Source organism: Deltaproteobacteria bacterium CG11_big_fil_rev_8_21_14_0_20_49_13, from assembly GCA_002796305.1.
Classification (GTDB): domain Bacteria; phylum UBA10199; class UBA10199.
The window spans coordinates 1,424-8,575 of sequence record PCWZ01000075.1 but is presented as its reverse complement, the minus strand read 5'-3'; the positions used below and the strand labels follow the sequence as shown (position 1 = coordinate 8,575).

At 49.5% G+C, this 7,152-nt stretch carries 8 protein-coding genes; 7 read left to right on the top strand and 1 reads right to left on the bottom strand.

The features are described 5' to 3' along the window. Positions 1-138 precede the first annotated feature (138 nt). Entirely contained in the window at positions 139-897 is a 759-nt protein-coding gene (locus tag COV46_07235; GenBank protein PIR16716.1) for a hypothetical protein, read from the bottom strand. Between the two features lie 177 nt (positions 898-1,074). Between COV46_07235 and rpsB the strand changes: the two genes are divergently transcribed. The 7 genes from rpsB to COV46_07200 form a co-directional block, all read left to right on the top strand. After that, the gene (gene rpsB, locus COV46_07230) at positions 1,075-2,028 is read left to right on the top strand and encodes a 30S ribosomal protein S2 (protein ID PIR16715.1); all 954 of its coding nucleotides are present in this window, start codon (positions 1,075-1,077) and stop codon (positions 2,026-2,028) included. Between the two features lie 79 nt (positions 2,029-2,107). Beyond that, a complete protein-coding gene (locus tag COV46_07225; GenBank protein PIR16714.1) occupies positions 2,108-2,956 on the top strand; it encodes an elongation factor Ts in 849 nt (282 codons plus the stop codon). A gap of 30 nt (positions 2,957-2,986) precedes the next feature. Further along, positions 2,987-3,709, top strand: coding sequence for a UMP kinase (locus COV46_07220; GenBank protein PIR16713.1), 723 nt, complete (start codon positions 2,987-2,989; stop codon positions 3,707-3,709). Between the two features lie 10 nt (positions 3,710-3,719). Beyond that, positions 3,720-4,277, top strand: a complete 558-nt coding sequence (locus tag COV46_07215; protein ID PIR16712.1) for a ribosome recycling factor — start codon at positions 3,720-3,722, stop codon at positions 4,275-4,277. A 92-nt stretch (positions 4,278-4,369) separates the two neighbouring features. Further along, on the top strand, positions 4,370-5,074 hold the full coding sequence (locus COV46_07210) for an isoprenyl transferase (protein ID PIR16711.1): 705 nt from the start codon (positions 4,370-4,372) through the stop codon (positions 5,072-5,074). Beyond that, complete coding sequence (locus tag COV46_07205) at positions 5,059-5,862, top strand: hypothetical protein (GenBank protein ID PIR16710.1); 804 nt, start codon at positions 5,059-5,061, stop codon at positions 5,860-5,862. The genes COV46_07210 and COV46_07205 overlap by 16 nt, the downstream gene beginning before the upstream one ends. A 748-nt stretch (positions 5,863-6,610) precedes the next feature. Continuing rightward, positions 6,611-7,152, top strand: a 542-nt coding sequence (locus COV46_07200; protein PIR16709.1) for a hypothetical protein, incomplete at its 3' end; no start/stop codon positions are given.

The window sequence follows — 7,152 nt, the reverse complement described above, 5'->3', positions numbered from 1 at the left end:
TTGCGAGGGAGCGTAGTGACCGAAGCAATCTCCATAAATCAAGTGTTTGCGGGAGATTGCCGCGCCCCTTCGGGGCTCGCAATGACAGAACAAACAGGTTTTTAGAGGCGCCCATAAGTGATCTCATAGGGACCATGGTCACTGCACTATCCGTTCCATGACCTTCTTCTCCTGCTCCTTGTATCTTTGTTTCTCTATCAGCTCGCTATATTGCCGCGCGATCTGGTTGGAATGGTCAATCTCCAATATCTTTTTCCATACGTAGAGAGAATCGTCAAACCTTTTCATCTCAAAATATACCTTGCCTATGTCGGTCATTATCAAAAGGTCCACCGTAATAGGGGTTCCTTGCGGATGCTCGGCCTTAAGAGCCCTTCCATAATAGCCTATTGCCTCTTCCGATCTTCCTTCTTCCCGCGCTATCTGTCCAAGAAAGTAGAGAGATGTAAACTTTTCGCCGCTTTTAAGCGACCTTTTAAGGTAACGCTCCGCTTTTTTTTTATCGCCGGAAACAAAAAGTACGCGGCCCACCGTTTCGTCGAGATCCTTTGTGAATTGAAGGTTTGGATATTTGGATGGGAGCTTTTTGTACGCCTTAAGCAGATAATCAAGCGCCTTTTTGTAATTTGTCTGGGCCTCGTAGAACGTCCCTATCTTCGCATAAACAAGACCGTCGTTGCAACCGCGAGCTATCGCCCTTTGGAGGAACATTTCTGCGGAGCCTAGGTTTCCCGTATCAAAAGCGGTGAATCCGGCCCTGACGAACTCGTCCCATTTTGTTCCCTTGTGGCCATATTTTTGGTATTCGGCCCAGTCATCGGCCCTGCAGATACCGAAGACCATAGACGATAGACCATAGACCATGAGCGTAAAGACAAGCAACTTCTTGATTTTCATGTTCTTTTTTCTCCAAAAATTACTTGCAATTGACCTGATTATCGTGTTAACAACGCGCCCAATTCGCACACCCTACAGGATAATTCCTTTTGGTGCCACAGGAATTTGCAAGACATGGTGTTTTGAGATGTTCCGGTGGTTCATATTAGGGTGGAGGAACTAACCAAAGGAGAGTACATGTCAGAACTCCAAGTAAAAGACCTTCTCGAGGCCGGTTGCCACTTCGGCCACCAGACGTCCAGATGGAACCCCAAAATGAAACCCTTCATCTTCACGGTGAAGAGCGGTGTTCATATCATCAACCTAGACAGAACGATGGAAGCCGCAATGGCAGCTTTTAAGTTCGTCGCCGATCAGGTGGCTCTGGGGAATTCCGTGATATTCATCGGAACAAAGAGGCAGGCGCAGGACCTTATCCGTGAGAACGCGGAAAGGGTGGGACAGCATTACGTCAATCAGCGCTGGTTGGGCGGCATGCTTACGAACTTCAAGACCATCAAGGCGTCTATCGACCGCCTGCATTCGCTCTATCAGCGCAAAGAGGCCGGCGATTTTGCCAAGTTCTCAAAGAAGGAAGCTCTTTCCATGGAGCGCGAGATCGAAAAGTTCGAACATTCTCTCGGCGGCATCAAGAACATGACAAAGCTTCCCGGAGTCGTCTTTATAGTCGATCCAAAAACTGAGCATATTGCTCTAAAAGAGGCGCAGAAGCTCCATATTCCGGTGGTTGCCATTACGGACACGAATTGTGACCCGGACGGCATCGATTTCGTGGTACCTGCAAACGATGACGCCATCCGTTCGATCACGCTTCTTGTCTCATATGTCGCCAAGGCCTGCGAAGAAGGCCTAAAACGCAGAGAAGCGACACTCAGGGAAGATGCGGCAAAAGAGGCCTCCAGACCCGCACCTGCCGCAGGGGAGCAGGGCGGACGCGTAAGAGAGAAGAAGATCGAAGGTAAGGCTAAAGCCTACGTTGCAGAGAGACCCGGCGACAGGAGAGGCGGTGGAAGAAGAGGTCAGGGAGGTCACGGAACCCACGGCGGCCCGGGCGGCACCAGGGGACATGCACATAAGAGCGAAAAGCCGGTTGGAGAGAAGAAAGCGCCGGTAGTGGAAACAAAACATTGAGCGTGAAGCGTGAAGCGTGTGTCGTGAAGCGTAAGGAAAACGTATCACGATTCACGAACGACGATTCACGGAATTTTATATGACAATTTCAGCTGAAACAGTAAAAGAGCTTCGCGAACGCACAGGCGCCGGTATGATGGACTGCAAACGGGCGCTTTCAGATGCGGGCGGAGATATGGAAAAGGCGATAGATTCGCTCCGCAAGGCGGGCCTTGCCAAGGCGGCAAAGAAGGCCTCGCGCTCGGCTTCCGAAGGTCTTGTAGGTCTCAAGGTAGAGAACGATGTCATCACGATGGTGGAGGTGAACTGCGAAACCGACTTCGTCTGCAAGACCGACGATTTCCAGAACTTCGTCAAGAACGTCACGAGCCACGTGGCTTCAACACAACCTTCCGACATGGACACCCTGCTTGCCAGCCAGATGAGCGGCAAGAAGTTGAACGATCTCCAGACTGAGCTGATAGCGAAGATCGGCGAGAACCTTGGCATAAGACGGTTTGCCATAAAGAAGGCGGGCGCAGGCGTTAAGGTGAATAATTATGTACACGCCGGTTCAAAGATCGGCGTTGTGGCCCTCTTCGAAGATCCCAATAACAAACTGACCGACGCGGCGGCGAAGGATGTTGCGATGCACGTTGCGGCCATGAACCCCCAGTTCGTAAGAAGGGGCGATGTTCCCGAAGACGCGATAGCCAGAGAGAAGGAAGTGTTCAAGGGTCAGATGGCGAACGAAAAGAAGCCGCCTCAGGTTCTGGAAAAGATAATCGAAGGAAAGCTCAATAAATATCTTTCCGAGATATGCCTTGAAGATCAGGTATTCATCCGCGACCCTCAGGGGAAGCAGAGCGTTAGCAACATGCTCAAGGCTCTTGACCCTGCCATCAAGATAAAAGAGGTCGTAAGGTTCCAGGTTGGAGAAAAGGCGTAAAGAAGGGTCAACGGTCGAGGGACAAGAGAAATGAATGAAGGGGGGAGTATGAAATATAAACGCGTTCTACTGAAACTTTCCGGCGAAGCAATAAGCGGTGAGGACCATTTCGGCATAAAGCCGGAGACGGTCACGGAACTGGCGAAAGAGATAAAAGATGTGGCGTCGCTTGGCGTTCAGATCGCCATTGTAATAGGCGGCGGCAACATCTTTAGAGGTCTTTCAGATTCCGCCAAGGATATGGACCGTTCAACGGCCGATTATATGGGCATGCTTGCAACGGTCATTAACAGTCTCGCCCTTCAGGACGCCTTGGAACATCAAGGGACCCCCACAAGGGTAATGACGGCCTTCCCCATGCAGAGCATCGGCGAACCTTACATTCGCAGGCGCGCTTTGCGCCATCTTGAAAAGGGACGCATTGTTATATTCGCTGGCGGCACAGGCAACCCGTACTTCTCAACAGATACCGCGGCATCCCTAAGGGCTATGGAGATACACACCGACGTTATCCTTAAGGGAACAAAGGTGGATGGCGTCTACGACTCCGACCCGGTAAAGAACCCCAAAGCCGTTAAATTCGACAAACTTTCCTACCTTGAGGTGTTGAAGCATGGCCTTAAGGTGATGGACGCGACATCCATTTCCATGTGCATGGACAATAATATGCCGGTTGTTGTATTCGATCTGTTCAACAAGGGTAACCTTAAAAAAGTGGCGCAGGGCGAAAAAATCGGCACCATGGTAAGTTGAGGAGGATAATATGGTACAGAAGGTGATCACCGAGGCAAAGGGTAAGATGGACAGGGCGATGGAGACCCTCAAGATGGAACTCTCCAAGATGCGGACAGGACGGGCCTCAACCTCTATTTTAGATGATGTCCGTGTTGAATACTACGGCCAGAACGTGCCTCTCAACCAGGTATCAACCCTCGGCGTTCCCGACGCAAGGCTCATAACCATTCAGCCATGGGAAGCCGGCATGGTCTCTGTGATTGAAAAGGCCATTTTAAAATCGGGCCTAGGGTTAAATCCCAATCATGACGGAAAGGTCATTAAGCTTCCAATTCCGCCCCTAAATGAAGAGCGCAGGAAAGAGCTTGTGAAATATATTAAGAAGCTCGGCGAAGATTCCAAGGTCTCCATCAGGAACATCAGACGCGATGCCAACGAACATATCAAGAAACTTGAAAAATCGGAGCATGCCTCGGAAGACGATATTAAAAAGGGCGAAAAAGAGATCCAGAAGCTTACCGACGATCACATCAAACTCATAGACGATACGGTCACGCACAAAGAAAAAGAGATAATGACGATATAATGGCAGCCAGCAAGGTCACAAGCCAGCAAGGCAAACAAGGTTTTTATTCTTAGCTTTGCCGGCATGAAACTTTGCTGGTGGTTTGCGTTTAGATGAATCCGATCCCGGCGCACATAGCGATAATCATGGATGGCAACGGCAGGTGGGCGGTTTCCCGCGGCCTTCCGCGCGTTGAAGGTCATCGCAAAGGAATTGAGGCCGTTGAGAACATCACGATCGCTTGTAGCGACCTGGGCGTTAAATTTCTGACCCTGTATGCTTTTTCCGAAGAGAACTGGGACAGGCCTCTTGAAGAGGTGAGGGCTCTAATGGGCCTCATGGTCGAGTTCTTAAAGCTAAAAAAACAAAAATTAATTGATAATCAGATAAAGTTCATGACCATTGGCGATAACGATCGCCTTCCGCAAGAGGTCCGCGATGTGATAAAAGATGTCGAAAGGGCCACGGTCCATCTAAGCAAGACGACGATGATAGTCGCCTTGAGCTACGGTTCCAGAATGGAGCTGTGCCGTGCCATTCAAAGGGCGGTTGATGCCAAGGTGACGGAGATAACACCCGAGACCCTTTCCCCATTTCTTGATACCGCAGGGATCCCCGATCCGGACCTTCTCATCAGGACCTCCGGTGAGCATCGTGTGAGCAATTTCCTTTTATGGCAGATAGCCTATTCCGAGTTCTACTTCACTCAAAAGCTCTGGCCCGATTTTTCAAAGGAAGACCTAGAAAGAGCGATAAAAGATTACCAGAACCGCGAACGCAGGTTCGGAAAGACGAGTGAACAATGGCAAAAAGGATAATCTCGGCCCTTGTTATGGGTCTGATCTTGGCGACGGTAATTATGTATTCGCCCGAGATGATCTTTAACGGTCTTGTGCTTCTCGTTATCATGGGCGGTCTTTACGAGTTCAGTAAGTTAGCCCTTCCGAAGGACCAGATCTACCGCGAGACGACATGGATATTCGGTATAGCCGTTGCATCAACGCTCATTTTTTTAAGAACGACCAACGTATTCTTAGGAGTCGTCGTAACGGGCATGTTCATAGTCTCTCTTTTATACATGAAGCATGCGACGACCCTTGAGGGCGTGACATCAAGGATCGGTTTAACGCTGTTTGGCGCCCTCTATCTTGGCGCAACACTTCCATTTTGGGCCCTTTTGCGTGAGCTCCCTCACGGCAAGGCGCTTATCTTTATGGGTGTGGCGGCTACCGCCATGACGGACACCTTTGCGATGTTTGGCGGAAAACTTCTCGGAAGACATAAGTTTGCGGCGCTAACGAGCCCCAATAAAACCATGGAAGGTTTCTTTGCCGGATTTGTCGGAAGCGTTCTTACCGCCTATGTGGTCAGAACGATAGGGTTCAAAGATCTGCCCATCCTCCACGTTATCATCTTAGGCGTTGCGATAGGTTTCATCGGGCCTTTTGGCGATCTGATAGAATCTTTGATCAAGCGCGATTTTCACGTGAAAGATTCAGGCAATATCATCCCCGGCCACGGCGGATTTTTAGATAGATTGGACGCAATGATATTCGTTGCGCCGTTCATGTATCTGTATGCAAAGACTTTCCTGCAGATTTTTTAATAAAGGCTCTTCTCCAAAGTGAGTGGGTGATTTGAGGGCATTTCAGAAACCCACAAGACGGAAACCCAGAAACCCACAAGACGGAAACCCACAAGACGGAGTCAAGTTCGGATAATAATATATCCATACGCAACCTGCTGAATTTTATCTTTTCATTGTGAGTCCGTCTTGTGGATTCGTCGAGTCGCCTCGTCTTGCATGCCCAAAACCCACAAGACGCGACCCACAAGACGGACTCATTTGAACCCACAAGACGGACTCATTTGGAGGAGATTGGGTGGTTTTGGATAAGTAATGTGGAGAGGGTGCGGTTCTACGCCGGCAGTTATTTCTAACTCGCTCTTTTCTGATCATTTGTTGATTATAACGCGCCGAGATGCAGGGAGAAAAGCAGTTGCAGACGATATGGTATCTGGGCAGATACGGTATGCAAAACAGCATAGCAATTCTCGCGCCAAGACACATTACCCGCTAACATGTTGAAATCGTTAGACCTGAACAAAACGCACACACCCAAAACTGTAGCGTTTTCGTCACCCCTGTAAATCTTGACTCCGTCTTGTGGTTATGACTCCGTCTTGTGGTTATGCGTCTTGTGGTTATTTCAAGACTCGCGCAACGGGCTCAAAAGTCTGATTTTTTTTAACGTGATAGCATATCGTGAAGGTGTAGCTAGACAGGTCGGGTCTTTTGCCGGCGCCAAAACTTTTTATGGTCTGCAATTAAATTGTATGTTAAAAGTACGGCCATGCGCACCTTCTTACTATGTTTCATTCCGCTCTTTGTTGCGGTCGATATTATTGGCAACGTCCCGCTTTACTTAAGCCTTACATCTGGAATGCCGAAAGAGCACCGCACCAAGGTGATCTGGCAGGCGGGCTGGACGGCCCTTGTCATCTCTTTGATCTTCATGCTCGCAGGAAAGTGGATATTTACCTTCCTTAACATTACCCCATCGGATTTCAAGATCGCCGGCGGGCTTATTCTCCTATTCATAGCGGTAACGGGTATCCTCCCCTTTGAGCACAGCGAAAAGTACGAAGGGGTGGGAATAGTCCCTTTGGGGGTCCCTTTGATGATGGGGCCAGCGGCTCTGACCACGCTCCTTATACTTGTCGACCTCCATCCGGTCTACTGGGTGGCGTCGGCACTCATTGTGAATATAGTGATATCGCTTATCGCCTTTTACTATAGCTGGGTCATCGTCAAGGGCCTGGGAGTCAACGGAATGAAGGCCTGTTCCAAGGTTATATCTCTCTTCCTTGCCGCCATCGCCATCATGATGATCAG